Below are 16,011 nucleotides of genomic sequence, written 5' to 3'. Positions count from 1 at the left end.
ACACTGATATGCAAAAGGGCGGAACGTCGATAAAATTAATAATTGCGGCAGCAATTGTTATTTTTTCTGTTATAAAATATTTTTCTTCTTCTGAAGTCAATGAAATTACAGGCGAAAAGCAATATATTTCATTAACCAAAGATGACGAAATTGCGATGGGAATTAATTCGGCTCCGCAAATGGCACAAGAGTTTGGTGGACTATCTCGAAATGCTCAATACCAGGAGCTTGTAAAACGAGTAGGCGCGAAAGTTGTTAATAATAGTGATGCACATAAAACGAATTATCCATTTCAGTTTTATGTGTTAGCAGATAATCGAACTGTAAATGCTTTTGCATTGCCTGGTGGACCAATTTTTATTACCGAAGCCTTATTGACGCGTTTGCAAAACGAAGATCAATTGGCTGGAGTTTTGGGACACGAAGTTGGTCATGTTATTGCGCGTCATAGTGCAGAACAAATGTCGAAACAAGAGCTTTCGCAAGGAATTGCAGGAGCGGCTGGTGTTGCAGCTGGAGATGCAAATTCGGCTTATTATGCGCAAGTTGTGGCAAATATGGTGAACATGAAATATGGTCGAGATGATGAATTGGAGTCTGATGATTTGGGCGTTCGATTTATGATTCAGGCAGGATATAATCCAGAAGCATTGATTGGTGTAATGGATATTTTGGAAGAAGCTTCAGGAGGAAGCCAAGTTCCAGAATTTCAGAGTACGCATCCATCGCCATCAAATCGTCGCGAAAAAATAAAAGCTGCTATAGAGAAATATAGAAATCAGTAGATTTTAATTCGTTGTAATGATAAGAAAAATACTTTTATCAGTTCTTTTATTTACAAATATTACATTTTCTTATGCTCAAGATTATGGTCAAATTAGCAAAGAAATTTGTAAATCAATTACAAAAGATCAATCATTATCAGGAAAAATAAAATTCTTAGATTTTAGAGATTTTATAAAAACGGATGCGGATAAATTTTTAATATCAGATGTAAATGTCTTTCAGTTCAATTTACAAAAGAGTTTGATTAAAAATTGTACTGAATTTTCTTTTATAGAGAATTACTCTTTGGTTCCCTTTTCAAATATTGTTGATTTAGAAAAAGTCTTTAATAGAGAAGATTTAGCAAAACTTGAAAAACAATTAAAGGAAATTCAAAAGACCAATCGTTTTCAGTTATTTATAATTTCTACGGATGATTATTTTCCAAATGAAAATATAACAGATTATTCATTTTCAATTCTTAATAACAATAGTTCGGATCTGTTTCAAAAAGGAAGTATGATAATTGTGTTTAATTTAAAATCAAGAGAAGTTAGAATTTCGACGAATAAGATTGCTCGAAATATAATTTCTGACGATTTTTCTCAAAAGCTAATTGATGAGCTAATTGTTCCAAACTTTAAAGAAGAAAAATATTTTGAAGGAATCAATGAAGCTATTGTAAAAATTAATGAAAAAATAGTTGTAGAAGATTAAATAATTTAAACAGAGTTAATAAATTGAAAGTCCATTTTTCTTTTCTTGAAGTATTATATCTTATTGTAGCAATTACTAGTTATTCATTCTTTTATCACACTAATGGTTTAGGATTTATGCAAGGAGATGATTTTAACTATGTTACTCAATTAGAGTCTTCTGGTAATGATGATGATTTTTTTGCAATTCTTACGGGAATTCTGGCTTTATTTTTCTTTATGATAAGTCTTTTTGTTAAAAGAAAATATTATGTGTTAGGAATAGCACTGTTTTGTATTAATTTCTCGTTTTTATTAATCCAAATGGGAGATTATTTTGTGACAATTATACACGGAAATATTGTATTATTTTTCTTACTATTAACTGTAATGGTAATGAATTTTCTTTTGATAAAAAGGATATATGAAAAAATAAAATAATTTAATCAATAAACTTTGCTTTCAATTCTGGAGTCGGAAGCCAACAACTTTCTTGTTTTCCAAACCAACGATAACGATTTTTCGCAATAAAACTATAAACCACATCGCGCAAAGGTTTTGGAACAATCATAAAAATACTCAACCAAGAAGTTATTCCGTCCAAATATTTGGAAATTTTAAGTGCTGCAGATGATTTGGTATAAAATTTATCATCTTCAATAAAAACGACAGAATCAAATTTTGTGGCATCTAAATTATTTTCTTTCAAGAAATTTTGTCCAAAATCAGATTGTAACGAAGCAAAACGAAACTGATTTTTTTTGTCATGTTCAATCACAAACTGAACAGATTGATTGCATAAATTGCAAATTCCATCAAACAAAATAATTTTCCTCGTTTTCATACAATAAATATACGCCAAAAGTAGCTAAACTCTAAAGGTTATTTTTAAATTAGCCAAAATTAACAATCAATCATGTTTAGCGAATATTTATTCCGAAAAGTTGATAATTCTCCACTTGTAATTTTCCGAATAATCTTTGGTTTATTAATTGTTGCAGAATGTTGGGGAGCCATTTTTACAGGTTGGGTACAAACAAATTTTGTTGAACCGCATATTACATTTTCGTTCATCGGATTCGAATGGACCAATGTTTTCTTGGGACAAAATATGATTTATTTGTATGTACTCATGGGAGTTTTAGGCTGGTTTATCGTATTTGGTTTTGCTTACCGATTTTCTATTATCGTATTTTCGATTTTATGGTCGTTGACGTATTTCATGCAAAAAACAAGCTACAACAACCATTATTATCTGTTTATGCTAGTTTCGTGGATGATGACAATAATTCCTGCACATCATTTCTTTTCGATTGATAGTTTGATTTTCCCGAAAATAAAACGTCTAACCATGCGCAATTGGGTACCAACTTTATTCATTATTCAGTTGTTGATAGTATACACTTTTGCCGCTTTTGCGAAGATTTATCCAGATTGGTTTAACGGTGTTTTTTTACAAATGAAATTCCATGAATATGGCGATTTATTGACGACAAAATATAATCTTGTTGGTTTAGGAAAAGTTGTAAGTAGTTTAGAGTTTGCACAAGTGTTTGCTTGGGGTGGTTTCTTTTTTGATTTATTGATTATTCCTGCAATGTTGATGAATAGAACGCGCGGAATTGCTTTTAAATGTGCTGTAGCCTTTCATATTTTCAATTCAGCAGTTTTCGGGATTGGGATATTTCCTTTCTTTGCTTTGGCAATGTTAATTTTCTTTTATGATCCCGTTAAAATTCAGGAAGTTATTTTTCCTAAAAAATCATTTATGATGGATCGTTCAGATGAAGATAATTTATTGACAACTCGTCGTGTCATGTTCTCTTATTTGATGTTTTTCTATGTGATTTGGCAAATATATTTACCTGTTCGACACTATTTTATTCCGGGAAATGTTTTTTGGACAGAGGAAGGTCATCGCATGGCTTGGCGAATGATGTTGCGTAACAAAGCGGGTGAAGTTGTGGTATATGTTTCGAAACCAGATCCACAGAAAAAAGGTAAATTCTTGAAACGCGAGAAAGTAGATTTGACTAAATATCTAACCTTTAAACAAATGTCAAAAATGGCGGTTAGTCCAGACATGATGTGGCAATTTGCACGCTATGTAAAGTATGATTATGCGAAAAATGGCGTGAATGATGTCAAAGTTTTTGTGGATGCGAAAGTTTCTGTCAATGGCAGCGATTATTATCAATTTACAAATCCAAATTACAATTTAGCTTACACAACTTGGAGTTATTTTGGACATCAAAAATGGATTCAGCCAACACCAAAAGAGTTGAATTTATCTTATTTTGAATAAATTTATGTAACTTTATAGGACAACAATCAAAGAAATACAATTATGAAATATACATTATTCGCAATAGCTTTTTCGGCTTTATTATTTTCTTGTGGTAATAAGGAAGATAATGGAGTAAGTGCTTACAAAGGTTTGGATAAGCAAAAGCAAGAACAAAAAGATTTGGACAGTATTGGAAAAGAAGCGCAACAAACGTTTGATGATTTCAAATTGGCGTTGTCGATGAAAGATACAACGACGACTAATTTTATTGTCAAACAAATGTATGATATTCCGAATTCGACACAAAAAGAGCATATTTGGATTCGTGATGTATATTCGGATAACGATCAATTAAAAGGAATTGTAGACAACGTTCCGCAATACACAAAATTGGTGAAACACAATGATACAGTTGTGATTGATCCGACTAAATTATCGGATTGGATGTATTATAAAGGCGATAAAATGATTGGTGGATTTACAATAAAATATATGCGTAGTAAGATGACTGATGCGCAGAAAAAAGAGTTTGATAAACAATATAAAGTAAAGTTTGAGGATTAATTTCTGCTCAAAAATAATAAAATCAAAAAGGCAATCTTTCGTTAGATTGCCTTTTAATTTTGAAATTATTTTTTTGTTGGATCAAAACCATAAACATAATTATTGAGAAGTCCGTTTGAACTTTCTAATTCAACTATATCCATTAATTCTTCGATATAATTTGCAACTCTTGTTCGATTTTCTGTGTCTAAATCATATTTTTCAATCGTTTTTAAACTACTTTCAATTGCTTTAAGATAAAAATCGCTACTGGGATTTTTACTACTTTGAATAGATTCGAATGTTTTAGCAAGCTTATTTATTTCTTTTGTCAAATTAGATTGAATATTTTTATCCTCTAACCCAGGATAAAATAGAGATTCATCTTTATTAAACTTATCTTTTTGAGTAAATTCTGTAAACATTTTTTGAGAATCTTTGTTAATCGTTTTCTCTTGAGCACAAGAAAAAATACTTAAATTAAATAGTACAAAATATAGAATTGAAATTGTCTTCATATTATTTTCCTTAATCAATCAAAGATAATTGAATTTTACGTTTTTCTGTATCAATTCCAATTACGGTTACTTCAACTTGTTGACTTAAATGCACTTTTGAATTCACATCAGAAATAAATTCATTCGAAATTTTAGAAATATGAATTAAGCCATTTTCTTTAATTCCTATATCTACAAAACAACCAAAATTAGTAATATTGTTGATAATTCCAGGAACTTTCATGCCCAATTGCAAATCTTCGAATTTCTTTAATCGTTGATCGAAACTAAAAACTTTGGCTGTAGAACGCGGATCTAAACCAGGTTTTTCGAGTTCCTTTTTAATATCTTCTAAAGTTGGTAAACCTACTTTTTCTGTAATATATTTTGTCAAATCAAGTTGATTAATCAATTCTTTATTCTGAATCAAATCTTTCAAATCAACTTTCAAATCTTTCGCCATTTTCTCTACAAGAGCATATGATTCTGGGTGAACAGCAGAATTATCTAACGGATTTTTTGCATTCGGAATTCGTAAAAAAGCAGAAGCTTGCAAGAATGCTTTTTCGCCCAAACGAGGAACTTTTAGTAAATCTTTTCTCGAATTAAAAGCACCATTTTCGCTTCGATATTCTACAATATTTTCAGCCATTTTTTCGCCAATTCCAGCGACATAATTTAGCAAATGTTTGCTTGCCGTGTTCAGATTTACACCAACTTTGTTCACACAGAAAGAAACAACATCATCCAACTCATTTTTCAATAAAGTTTGATCGACATCATGTTGATACTGACCAACTCCAATCGATTTTGGCTCTATTTTTACCAACTCTGCCAAAGGGTCTTGTAAACGACGGCCTATAGAAACAGCGCCACGAACAGTAACATCTTTATCTGGAAATTCGTCGCGCGCAATTTTAGAAGCCGAATAAACCGAAGCACCAGCTTCATTCACAACAAAAACTTTTAGTGGACGATCAAATGCAATGTTCTGTACCAAATTTTCTGTCTCGCGAGAAGCCGTTCCATTTCCTATCGAAATTGCGTCAACATTATAAGCATTGACAAGCGATTTTAGTTTTTTGATAGCTTGTATTTTTTCATTTTGTGGCGCATGTGGATAAATATTTTCGTTGTGCAACAAATCACCTTGTTCATCTAAAACAACCACTTTACACCCCGATTTGTAACCAGGATCTATTGCCAAAATTCGTTTTTGTCCCAAAGGTGGTGCTAAAAGCAATTGATTTAAGTTTTTCGAAAAAACATTAATCGATGTTTCATCTGCTTTTTGTTTTGCCTCTTTCAACACTTCATTTGAGATTGAAGGAGCCAAAAGTCGTTTGTACGCATCTTTTATAGCTTCTTCAATAACCCAAGAAACTTCTGGTTGAATAGATTTGATCAACGTGTACTCCAAAAATTTGAAGGCTTCTTTTTTATCAATTGATACATTTACTTTCAAGAAATTTTCATTTTCGCCACGTAAAATAGCCAATAATCGATGAGAAGCAATTTTTTTCAATGGTTCTTCGTATTCAAAATAATTCGAATATTTAGCCGAATCTTCATCATCTATTTTAGATTTGACTAATTTACTTTCAATCAAAGCAGATTTTCTGAAAATATCTCGTAATCGATGACGCACATACTCATTTTCATTGATCCATTCCGCAATAATATCTTGTACACCTGCAAAAGCATCTTCGATACTTGTCACATCTTCATTCAGATATTTTTTTGCTAAATCATCTAAATCAGGAATATTATTTTGTTTCATGATGATTTTCGCCAAAGGCTCTAAACCTTTTTCTTTCGCAATTGTCGCACGTGTTTTTTTCTTCTTTTTATAAGGAAGATATAAATCCTCTAATTGGACCAAATCAAAACTTTTCTGAATACGTTGTTGTAATTCATTATTCAATTGATTTTGTTCTTCTAATGTTTTTAAAATAAATTCTTTTCGAGAAACAATTTCATTGTATTGATTTTGCAGTTTTTTTATAGCAGAAATTTGAACTTCATCAAGATTTCCTGTGACCTCTTTTCTATATCTCGCAATAAAGGGTATGGTATTATCTTCATTCAAACAATTTACTGTATTGTTGATTGATTTTTCTGAAATAGAATTAAGATGTTGATGAATGTATTGAATCAAATTCATGTTAAAAGTTTGGCCTTGCAAATTACTATTTTTCACAAACATAAAAAATAGCATGTTTTATTTATATAGGTCGTATTTAATAGAGTGCTTTTTTTATATAATAATCTAATATTTAGAGTTTTTAATATCAGTCTTATTTTAAATAAAAAAGAATAATAAAAATTTTCTAAAAAGTTTTGGTGTTTATTAAATTATTTCTAAATTTGACCTTAGGTAGTAGAGAGTAAGATTGATTTTTTTTAATGTTAAATTTATACTTACTAGTGTAAGTTTTTTTAAAAATCAATTGGGTTTAAGCTGAGGAGCTTAAACCCGTTTTTTTTTATACAACTTTCTTATCTTTGAGCAAATATATCTACAAAATGGCTCGTATAAAATTAGATTTTTCAGACAAATTTTTATTTTCAACAATAATACCAGTACGCATAACTGATCTCAATTATGGAAATCATTTGGCAAACGATAAAGTATTGTCCATTATACATGAATCGCGAATTCAGTTTTTTCAACATTATGGCTATTCGGAATTAGATTTTGGAGGTGTAAGTGTGATTATGGGTGATGTTGCGATTGAGTATAAAAATCAAGCTTTTTATGGTGATGAATTGTTGATTGAGATTGGTGTGCAAGATTTTTCGCGTGTTAGTTTTGATGTAATCTATAAAATTTCTACAAAAGATAAATTAATTGCAAAAGCGAAAACAGGAATGGTTACCTTCGATTATCAGCAAAATAAAGTGGTTGAGGTTCCTCAAAAGATAAAAGATCTTTTTGAAGTTGTATAATCTTATAAATTAATTACGCTAATCATTTAAGTCTTTGTAAATTTGCACCGAGTTATGAAGATTTTACCATATAAAAATTTATTTGTCGGAATTACCGACACATTGCAACAAATTTTCTTCGAAGGAAAATATGCAGATAAAGAAGTTGAGCGAACATTGAAATCGAATAAGCAATGGGGAGCGCGCGATCGTGCTTTTATTGCCGAAACGGTTTACGATTTAGTTCGTTGGAAACGTTTGGTTGAAGGGGCAATGAGCCGTCCGCTTTCTCCTGATACAATTTGGGAGTTTGTTGGAACTTGGTTTGCTTTAGATCCAGAGCAAACGTTACCAAAATGGGAAGAATTTCAAAAAATCTATCCAAAAGAAGTCTTGAAAAGACATCACAATTCGTCTAAAAATATTGCGGTTGCTGAATCGTATCCAGATTGGATGTTCGAGTTAGGAGAGAAGTCGTTGGGAAATCGTTGGTTAGATGAAGTGCATGCAATGAACTCGCAAGCACCAACAGTTTTACGTGTGAATTCCTTGAAAACAGACCGTAAAACATTACAAAAAGCGTTGAAGGAGCGTAGAATAAAAACGAAAGTTTTATCGAAATATCAAGATGCTTTAGAGCTAGAAGAGAAAACAAATATTTTTCGTACAGATGAATTTCAGAATGGTTGGTTCGAAGTTCAAGATGCAGGATCACAATTGATTGCGCCATATTTACGTGTTCAACCAGGAATGCGTGTGGTAGATGCTTGTGCTGGTGCAGGAGGAAAAACATTGCATTTAGCTGCTTTGATGGAAAACAAAGGGCAAATTATTGCAATGGATTTGTACGATTGGAAATTGAAAGAATTGAAACGTCGTGCAAAACGTAACAATGTGCAAAATGTACAAACAAAGGTGATTGAAGCAAAAACAATCAAGCGTATGGAGAATTCTGCTGATCGCTTATTGATTGATGCACCTTGTTCTGGAATGGGAGTTTTGAAACGTAATCCTGATGCAAAATGGAAATTAAGACCAGAATTTATTGACGAAATATTAGCAACACAAGAAAAAATATTAGCTGATTATTCTAAAATCATTAAAGTTGGTGGAATGATGGTTTATGCAACTTGTTCTATTTTACCACAAGAAAATGAGCAGCAAGTAGAAAAATTCTTGAAGAATAATCCAAATTATAAAATGGTTTCAGATAAAATGCATTATCCATCTCAAACTAATTATGATGGATTCTACATGGCTTTGATTGAAAGAATTTCTTAAGCTGTTAATTATTATAAGATACAAAAGACTAAGTGAAAGCTTGGTCTTTTTTTGTTACAATAATTATTTTATCTTAAATCTAACTCGTCTATTTTCAAAATTTTTCCAGTCAATACAATTTGCAGCAGGATTGCATTCTTTGTGTTTCAAGTCTGAAAAACCTTTAGCGGAAATTGAAAATCGATTTTTATTTAAGCCTTTTTCTATCAAATAATTCAACACAGCGTTTGCTCTTCGTTGTGATAAATCTATATTGTAAGATTCTGTTCCAACCGCATCTGTATGACCTTCGATAACAAAATGATGTGATGGATTTCGTTTCATAATTGCAACAACTTCATTCAATTTTGGATAATCAATAGCTCTGATTTCAGCTTTATCAAAATCAAATTCGACGGTTTCCATTAAATAATTTGAATAATCTTGAACATAATTTCCAATCTTTTTATCACTCAAATTGCTTTCTGGACAACCATTTCCAAAACGATTTCCTTTTATATACGGACATTCATCTTCGATATCCATCACGCCATCGCCATCTGTATCATAATCATTGTTGTAATTTTCTATATTTCCTTTCTGGATCAATAAATTATAAGGTGTTGAAATGTTAAATTCAGTTCCAATTTTCTCAATTTCTTTTCGATATCGTCCATCTTTTTTGCACATTTCACCGCAACGTTCCTCATCTTTTAAGAGATAATCAATTTTTTGTTTTGCCCAATAAAACTTAATTGCTTCGGTAAATTCACTTGGATTTGGTTGTTTGATTTCAAAATTTTGAGTGAAATTTTGGTTCGATTGATTACCAATAATTTCTATTTTTTTTGGATAACGACGATTACAATCGCGTGAAACAAAATTGACAGAATTTTGAGCTAAATACGTATTGAAATTCTTCGGAAACGTTTCGTTGAGGTTGATTTGGGATGATTGAACTTTAAGATGATAAATAGAAGAATTCAAAACAGCTTGCAGAAATTGTGTTATTTTCTGATTCAATTCTCTTGGTTCATTGACCGTAATCGGAAGCGTTCCTGTTGCTAAACTTATGAAATTCATCGCATGATAGTCCAATTCCTTTCCAATTCCTAATGTTATAAATTGAGTATCTTTTGCATAATTTCGGAGTGAATTGTAAACAGTTTCATTCAAATTCATCGCTCCATCAGAAATAATTGTAATGATTCGTTTATAATTTTTATCAAAAGGATTTTTCTGAATTTGCTCTATTGCTTCATCCAATAATTTTTCGCCAGTTCCACTCAAAGAATTAATTTTTTCTAAAGCTAAATTGATGTTTTCTTTCGTTGGAAATTGAGAAGAATTAAAAATTAATTCATTTTTCGTAGAATAAACCAACACATTAAATTTATCTGTTTCGTTTAGATTTGGAAGAAGTTGATTCATCAATTTTTTGGAAGTTTCAATTGGTTGATTCATCATAGAACCAGAAGCATCCAAAACGAACAAAAATTCTCGTGGAGCATTATATTTAGAAGGATTATTTGCAGGTTCAATTGTTCCTAAAATATAATCGCAACCATTTTCAGTAAACGTTTCAATTCCGGTTTGTAGTTCATTTTTTGTATAAGCATATTGAAGAGTTGGAATCTTTTTATCGGAATTTTTTGAAACATAATTTCGATCATTTTCCTTTGAAAACTTTAAATCAGAAACAATTTTTGAAATTGGAAAATTTCCAGAAAGATGAATGTTTGAATTTATGTTTTTCGGAAAACCATTCAATTGATTGTTCCAACGATGAATTTGCGTAAAAGATTCTGTTCGTTTAACGATAAATTCTGGAAACGAAACTTGATAATTCAAACTATTTTCTTCAACAATTTTCGAAACTTTTAGCTGAATTTTAATTATTGCATTCGCAGGAATTTTTCCTAAATCTAATTGTAAAACTTGATTGTTTTGTTGATTTTTAAAAATAGTTGAAGCGTCAATATTTTTCAACTCTTTTCGAATATCTACAATTGATTTGGATTGAATTTCAAAAATTTTATCATTTACAAAAGCTTTTAATTCGTATACATTTTGAGAAGCTTGATAAGGGTAAATAAATTTAGCCGAAATATTTTCCGAAGAATTGTTCTGAAAAGTAAAAATATGACTCAAATTTCCCAATAAATGATTAAAACTGTAGTTGTTTTCGAGAGAAATTGCTTCTATTTTTTCAAAATCTTCCTCATTTTTAAGTTCCAAATACGGAAAAATTTGCTGTGCACAACAAAATGTATTCAGTAGAATAAAAAAGATGGGAAAAAATAGATTTTTTGCGTTCAACGAATCAATTTTAAAAATTCAATGTAAAGATAATGAAAGAATTGATGTGTTTTCTATCATCAGTTATTGTAAAGTTTAATGTATATTTAATAAATTATCAAATCAGAAATAATTATTCAATCATATCTAAAAAAGATTGGTTTAATAATTGCATCGTTCAGATTTAACAAAAAAGTTAAGTAAATTTGCACTTTATTTTACATAAAAGATGAATTTTAATTTCACAGAAGTTGAAAGAGTAGAAAGTATTTCTGCAAAAGATTTTCAGAAATATTACGTTAAACCTCAAAAACCAGTTGTAGTAGAGCGAATTACAGAGGATTGGCCTGCGTACGAAAAGTGGAATTTTGAGTATATAAAACAAGTTGCTGGCGACAAGGTTGTCCCTTTATATAATAATGATCCGGTTGATTATACGAAGAAAGTAAATGAACCAGTTGCAAAGATGAAAATGTCTGGATATGTGGATTTGTTGCAAAGTGAACCGACAGATTTGCGTATATTTTTGTATAATTTGATGAGTCAAGTTCCGCAATTGCAACAAGATTATAAAATGCCAGATTTGGGTTTGAATCTTTTCAAATCGATGCCAATGTTATTTTTTGGAGGTGAAGGATCGAATGTTTTTATGCATTATGATATCGATTTAGCGAACATTTTGCATTTTCATTTTGCAGGAAAAAAACGTTGTATTATTGTTCCGCCAGAGGATTCGAAATACATGTACAAAATTCCGCATTCGGTAATTTGTAGAGAAGATATTGACTTTGATAATCCAGATTTTGATAAATGGCCAGCGCTGAAAAATATCAATCCTATGGTTGCTGATTTAAAACACGGAGAAATGCTTTATATGCCAGAAGGTTGGTGGCATTACATGAAATATTTGACGCCAGGTTTTTCGATGAGTTTGCGTTCGTTAGCGCATAAACCAAAGCATTTATCAGAAGCTATTTATAATGTTTTTTTGATGCGTACGTATGATAATATTATGCGAAAAATAAAAGGTCAGGCTTGGATTCTTGAAAAAAATGAGCGCGCAATTACACAAACAAATAAATTAATTGCGAAATAAAAATACAGTTTTTAGAAAAATTTTCTAAATGAAGGAATGTCTATCGAAAGATGTTCCTTTTTTTATTCTACTGTCCTAAAAACTTATAAATCAATAAATATTTGATTTTCATGTTTTAAAATTTCGATAGATATTTGCAGAATATTTTTCTGAATTTTTAGTAATATGATCATAAAAAAAGGAAATTTTTGGGCTTTATTGCCTTTAATCATTTTCATACTTGTCTATTTTTCGGCATCTATTTATCTAAACGATTTTTACTCCGTTCCAGCATTGGTTGTTTTCATGTTGGCGCTCGTAATTGCATTTGTTCAATTCCCTAAGGTTTCATTTCATACGAAAGCCGAGGCTTTTTGTAAGAATGCAGGTGAAGAAACCATTATGTTGATGATTTTAATTTTTCTTCTCGCTGGAGCGTTTGGAAGTTTAGGGTCTACAATTGGTGCTGTAGAATCAACAGTTAATTTATTCTTGAATTACCTTCCAGCTTCCTTTATTGTAGCAGGATTCTTTTTGTTGTCTTGCTTTATATCGACGGCTTTGGGCACATCGGTTGGAACAATTGTAACCGTTGCGCCGATTGCAGTACAAATGGATAAAATGATTCCAGGTTCTATGCCAATTTTGTTAGGAGCAGTGGTTGGTGGAGCAATGTTTGGCGATAATTTATCGTTTATTTCTGATACAACAATTGCTGCAACACGCACGCAAGAAGTTAGTATGAAATCTAAATTTAAAACTAATTTTCGAATAGTAGTTCCAGCAGCTATTGTTTCGACGATTATATATTTTTCACTTTCTCAACATTTTGACACAACCAATTTTCAAGGAAAACAGTTAGATTTTGACTTGATTTTAATCTTACCTTATCTATTAGTTTTTGGACTTGCAATGTCTGGAATTAATGTGATTTGGGCTTTAATTGTAGGAATTCTATCGTTTCTTGGAATTGGTTTGTTCTATTCAGGTGTTCCTTTACTAGACTTAGTTTCTTCTATTAATGAAGGTTTCAAAGGAATGTTTGAGTTGAGTATTATTTGTTTAATCATTGGCGGAATTGTAGGAATTATTCGTCTAAATGGTGGATTAGATTTTATCATTTATCATCTAACCAAAAATATCAAAACAAAACGTCAAGCTGAGATGAGTATTGCGTCGCTTACAGCTTTAGCAAATGCTTGTTTGGCAAATAACACGATTACTATTTTGATTTGTGGTAAAATAGCAAAAGACATTTCTGATCATCACGATTTAGAAGGTAGACGCGTGGCGAGTATTTTGGATACAGTTTCATGTTTTGTACAAGGGATTTTACCTTATGGAGCACAAGTTTTGGCAGCTGTTGCTGCTGCAAATACAATTTCAAGTGCAACAAAAGTTTCTTCTGTTGATGTATTATCTAACTTATATTATCCGTTTTTAACAGGAATTTGTACCCTTATTTTTATCTTATTTTTTCAGCCAAAATCATTTAAAAAATAGATTGATGTAGGATAATCATTCGTCGGATATTATTTTATAACTTTGTAGACTGAAATTTTTTAAGATGAAAAGAGTTGTCGTAGGACTTTCTGGAGGAGTAGATTCAAGTGTTACAGCCTATTTGCTAAAAGAGCAAGGTTATGATGTGATCGGATTATTTATGCGTAATTGGAACGATGCATCGGTAACGTTGGAAGATGAATGCCCATGGATAGAAGATAGTGCAGACGCTTTGTTGGTAGCTAAAAAATTAGATATTCCTTTTCAGGTAATTGATATGTCTGATTCGTACAAAGAACGTATTGTAGATTATATGTTCAATGAATACGAGCAAGGAAGAACACCAAATCCTGATGTGTTATGTAACCGAGAAATTAAGTTCGATTTGTTTTTGAAAACAGCTTTAGAACTAGGAGCAGATTACGTTGCAACAGGACATTATGCACGAAAAACTTCTACAATTGATGAAAATGGAAAAGAGATTTTTCAATTGTTAAAAGGTAATGATAACAATAAAGATCAATCGTATTTCTTGTGTCAATTGTCGCAAGATCAATTAAGCAAAGCATTATTCCCAATTGGAGATATAGAAAAACCAGAAGTAAGAAGAATTGCACAAGAGCAAGGCTTGGTTACAGCGAATAAGAAAGATTCGCAAGGTTTATGTTTTATTGGAAAAGTTAGTTTACCCGAATTTTTGCAACAACAATTAAAACCAAAAGAAGGTGTAATTGTAGAAATAGCCAAAGATTGGAACGGATATAAAAGAGAAATTCCAACTTTTGCAAATAAATATGAAGCATTAGATTTCGAAGCAAAAGGTTTCTCATATAAACAAGAAGACGGAGAAATTGTAGGTAAACATCAAGGTGCGCATTATTTCACTCGCGGTCAACGAAAAGGATTGGGAGTTGGAGGAAAAGTAGAACCTTTGTTTATTATTGATACAGATGTAGAGACAAATGTTATTTACACAGGTCAAGGTGCTGATCATTCAGGTTTGTTGAAGAAAGCATTGTTTATAAAAGAGGAAGAAGTACATTGGGTTCGCGAAGATTTAACTTTGAAAACCGATGAAACAATGGAAGTGATGGCGCGTATTCGTTACCGTCAACCTTTGCAAAAAGCAATTTTACACAAAGCTGAAAACGGAATGTATGTTGAATTTGAAAATCCTCAATCTGCGATTACAGAAGGTCAATTCTGTGCGTGGTATGTTGATGACGAACTTTTAGGTTCTGGTGTTATTAATAATTAAAAATATAAATATCATTATTATATTGAAACGCTCAAGATTTTCTTGAGCGTTTTTATGTTAATATTATTTTATTAAAAAACTTTTCCATCTGCTTTTGGTTGCTTTGGTAATCCATCTTGAAATCTCATCGAAGCATGTGTTCCATCACAAAAAGGCTTATTAGAAGATTGTCCACAACGGCAAATTGTTTGTCGATTTCGTACTTCGTAATATTCGCCATTCGCACTTTTTAGCGGAATTCCTCCCCATAATGCATAAGGACCACTTAAATCATTCGTAACATCTTCAATAATTCCAACAGAAGCTGAGGTGTTATCATCTTCGATTGGTTGATTATTTTCATCCCAAACAATCAATCGTCCAGAAGGACAATGATGCGCCATTTCAACACTCAAATCAACAGAGTTTTGTGTAGAATCTTGAACTTGGTTCCAAATACGTTTTCCATTGTCACAAAATCGAGCAAAAGCACATAATTTTTCGTCATCAGTGAGCGAAACAACAGGTCCTTCTATAACTTCTGCAGTTAATAATTCGGGATTGAAAGTTGCTTTTTCAGTTAAATCCACACCATTTTCTGTTGCTTTTTTATGCGAACCATCACAATAAGGTTTGTGCTGGGATAATCCACAACGACAAATATAAGTTGCATCTTTTGCTTCAAATTCTTCTCCTTCTTGGTAATTGATAGAAATTCCTTGCTGATTTGGAACGATAAATTGCTGAACAATTTTAGGTTTTCCGTGCAAGATATAAGGTCCATTTTCTGTGACTTCTACATAGATACCATCTGTATTTTGAGTTGTCCCGATTTGAATATTTAACTTATTTTGATTATCCATAATTGTAGATTTTAGATTGAAATTATCTACAATTTAAAAAGTATTTTAGTTAGAATGATT

The 16,011-nt window shown here is 31.3% G+C and carries 15 protein-coding genes; 10 read left to right on the top strand and 5 right to left on the bottom strand.

Translation table 11 applies throughout. The features are described 5' to 3' along the window. The first annotated feature begins 8 nt into the window (after positions 1-8). Genes B4H69_RS05365 through B4H69_RS05355 form a run of 3 tightly spaced genes read left to right on the top strand, consistent with a single transcriptional unit; the run spans position 9 to position 1,901 of the window. Positions 9-785, top strand: coding sequence for a M48 family metalloprotease (locus tag B4H69_RS05365; RefSeq protein WP_180906002.1), 777 nt, complete (start codon positions 9-11; stop codon positions 783-785). 16 nt (positions 786-801) lie between these two features. Next, positions 802-1,482, top strand: a complete 681-nt coding sequence (locus B4H69_RS05360) for a TPM domain-containing protein (RefSeq protein ID WP_280046152.1) — start codon at positions 802-804, stop codon at positions 1,480-1,482. Between the two features lie 23 nt (positions 1,483-1,505). After that, positions 1,506-1,901, top strand: coding sequence for a hypothetical protein (locus B4H69_RS05355; RefSeq protein WP_280046153.1), 396 nt, complete (start codon positions 1,506-1,508; stop codon positions 1,899-1,901). A gap of 1 nt (position 1,902) precedes the next feature. Here the strand turns inward: B4H69_RS05355 and B4H69_RS05350 are convergent, their stop codons facing one another. Next, positions 1,903-2,304 (bottom strand): thiol-disulfide oxidoreductase DCC family protein, encoded by a 402-nt coding sequence (locus B4H69_RS05350; protein WP_280046154.1) that lies wholly within the window; start codon positions 2,302-2,304, stop codon positions 1,903-1,905. Between the two features lie 72 nt (positions 2,305-2,376). Between B4H69_RS05350 and B4H69_RS05345 the strand changes: the two genes are divergently transcribed. After that, the gene (locus B4H69_RS05345) at positions 2,377-3,765 is read left to right on the top strand and encodes an HTTM domain-containing protein (RefSeq protein WP_280046155.1); all 1,389 of its coding nucleotides are present in this window, start codon (positions 2,377-2,379) and stop codon (positions 3,763-3,765) included. A 42-nt stretch (positions 3,766-3,807) separates the two neighbouring features. After that, on the top strand, positions 3,808-4,311 hold the full coding sequence (locus B4H69_RS05340; RefSeq protein WP_280046156.1) for a DUF2314 domain-containing protein: 504 nt from the start codon (positions 3,808-3,810) through the stop codon (positions 4,309-4,311). 65 nt (positions 4,312-4,376) lie between these two features. On the opposite strand, the gene B4H69_RS05335 is transcribed toward B4H69_RS05340, so the two are convergent. Beyond that, on the bottom strand, positions 4,377-4,808 hold the full coding sequence (locus B4H69_RS05335) for a DUF4844 domain-containing protein (protein WP_180906005.1): 432 nt from the start codon (positions 4,806-4,808) through the stop codon (positions 4,377-4,379). 10 nt (positions 4,809-4,818) lie between these two features. Next, positions 4,819-6,951 (bottom strand): Tex family protein, encoded by a 2,133-nt coding sequence (locus tag B4H69_RS05330; protein ID WP_291093047.1) that lies wholly within the window; start codon positions 6,949-6,951, stop codon positions 4,819-4,821. Positions 6,952-7,313: 362 nt separating this feature from the next. Between B4H69_RS05330 and B4H69_RS05325 the strand changes: the two genes are divergently transcribed. After that, positions 7,314-7,736, top strand: a complete 423-nt coding sequence (locus tag B4H69_RS05325; RefSeq protein ID WP_291093045.1) for an acyl-CoA thioesterase — start codon at positions 7,314-7,316, stop codon at positions 7,734-7,736. 54 nt (positions 7,737-7,790) lie between these two features. Beyond that, positions 7,791-8,996 (top strand): RsmB/NOP family class I SAM-dependent RNA methyltransferase, encoded by a 1,206-nt coding sequence (locus B4H69_RS05320; protein WP_038333863.1) that lies wholly within the window; start codon positions 7,791-7,793, stop codon positions 8,994-8,996. Between the two features lie 63 nt (positions 8,997-9,059). On the opposite strand, the gene B4H69_RS05315 is transcribed toward B4H69_RS05320, so the two are convergent. Continuing rightward, positions 9,060-11,213: an OmpA family protein gene (locus tag B4H69_RS05315; protein ID WP_291093043.1), complete on the bottom strand. Its 2,154-nt coding sequence runs from the start codon at positions 11,211-11,213 to the stop codon at positions 9,060-9,062. A gap of 289 nt (positions 11,214-11,502) precedes the next feature. Between B4H69_RS05315 and B4H69_RS05310 the strand changes: the two genes are divergently transcribed. The 3 genes from B4H69_RS05310 to mnmA all read left to right on the top strand — a co-directional run bounded on the left by B4H69_RS05310 (position 11,503) and on the right by mnmA (position 15,109). Further along, positions 11,503-12,369: a cupin-like domain-containing protein gene (locus B4H69_RS05310; protein ID WP_291093041.1), complete on the top strand. Its 867-nt coding sequence runs from the start codon at positions 11,503-11,505 to the stop codon at positions 12,367-12,369. A 165-nt stretch (positions 12,370-12,534) separates the two neighbouring features. Then, positions 12,535-13,851 (top strand): Na+/H+ antiporter NhaC family protein, encoded by a 1,317-nt coding sequence (locus B4H69_RS05305; RefSeq protein ID WP_180906011.1) that lies wholly within the window; start codon positions 12,535-12,537, stop codon positions 13,849-13,851. 64 nt (positions 13,852-13,915) lie between these two features. Next, on the top strand, positions 13,916-15,109 hold the full coding sequence (gene mnmA, locus B4H69_RS05300) for a tRNA 2-thiouridine(34) synthase MnmA (protein ID WP_180906012.1): 1,194 nt from the start codon (positions 13,916-13,918) through the stop codon (positions 15,107-15,109). Positions 15,110-15,180: 71 nt separating this feature from the next. Here the strand turns inward: mnmA and B4H69_RS05295 are convergent, their stop codons facing one another. Beyond that, entirely contained in the window at positions 15,181-15,951 is a 771-nt protein-coding gene (locus tag B4H69_RS05295) for a CDGSH iron-sulfur domain-containing protein (protein ID WP_180906013.1), read from the bottom strand. Between the last annotated feature and the right edge of the window lie 60 nt (positions 15,952-16,011).

Origin of the sequence: Empedobacter sp. UBA6745 (genome assembly GCF_002453775.1) — a bacterium.
In the GTDB taxonomy this organism is placed as follows: domain Bacteria; phylum Bacteroidota; class Bacteroidia; order Flavobacteriales; family Weeksellaceae; genus Empedobacter; species Empedobacter falsenii_C.
The sequence above is the reverse complement of the archived record's forward strand: the minus strand, read 5'-3'. Positions and strand labels throughout refer to the sequence as shown.

What these genes read in the sequence shown, in the direction of transcription:
- B4H69_RS05305 (WP_180906011.1), top strand. Translation starts at nt 12,535, where the DNA reads ATGATCATAAAAAAAGGAAATTTTTGGGCTTTATTGCCTTTAATCATT.
- mnmA (WP_180906012.1), top strand. Translation starts at nt 13,916, where the DNA reads ATGAAAAGAGTTGTCGTAGGACTTTCTGGAGGAGTAGATTCAAGTGTT.
- B4H69_RS05360 (WP_280046152.1), top strand. Translation starts at nt 802, where the DNA reads ATGATAAGAAAAATACTTTTATCAGTTCTTTTATTTACAAATATTACA.
- B4H69_RS05330 (WP_291093047.1), bottom strand. Translation starts at nt 6,951, where the DNA reads ATGAATTTGATTCAATACATTCATCAACATCTTAATTCTATTTCAGAA.
- B4H69_RS05310 (WP_291093041.1), top strand. Translation starts at nt 11,503, where the DNA reads ATGAATTTTAATTTCACAGAAGTTGAAAGAGTAGAAAGTATTTCTGCA.
- B4H69_RS05325 (WP_291093045.1), top strand. Translation starts at nt 7,314, where the DNA reads ATGGCTCGTATAAAATTAGATTTTTCAGACAAATTTTTATTTTCAACA.
- B4H69_RS05365 (WP_180906002.1), top strand. Translation starts at nt 9, where the DNA reads ATGCAAAAGGGCGGAACGTCGATAAAATTAATAATTGCGGCAGCAATT.
- B4H69_RS05335 (WP_180906005.1), bottom strand. Translation starts at nt 4,808, where the DNA reads ATGAAGACAATTTCAATTCTATATTTTGTACTATTTAATTTAAGTATT.
- B4H69_RS05295 (WP_180906013.1), bottom strand. Translation starts at nt 15,951, where the DNA reads ATGGATAATCAAAATAAGTTAAATATTCAAATCGGGACAACTCAAAAT.
- B4H69_RS05320 (WP_038333863.1), top strand. Translation starts at nt 7,791, where the DNA reads ATGAAGATTTTACCATATAAAAATTTATTTGTCGGAATTACCGACACA.
- B4H69_RS05340 (WP_280046156.1), top strand. Translation starts at nt 3,808, where the DNA reads ATGAAATATACATTATTCGCAATAGCTTTTTCGGCTTTATTATTTTCT.
- B4H69_RS05350 (WP_280046154.1), bottom strand. Translation starts at nt 2,304, where the DNA reads ATGAAAACGAGGAAAATTATTTTGTTTGATGGAATTTGCAATTTATGC.
- B4H69_RS05345 (WP_280046155.1), top strand. Translation starts at nt 2,377, where the DNA reads ATGTTTAGCGAATATTTATTCCGAAAAGTTGATAATTCTCCACTTGTA.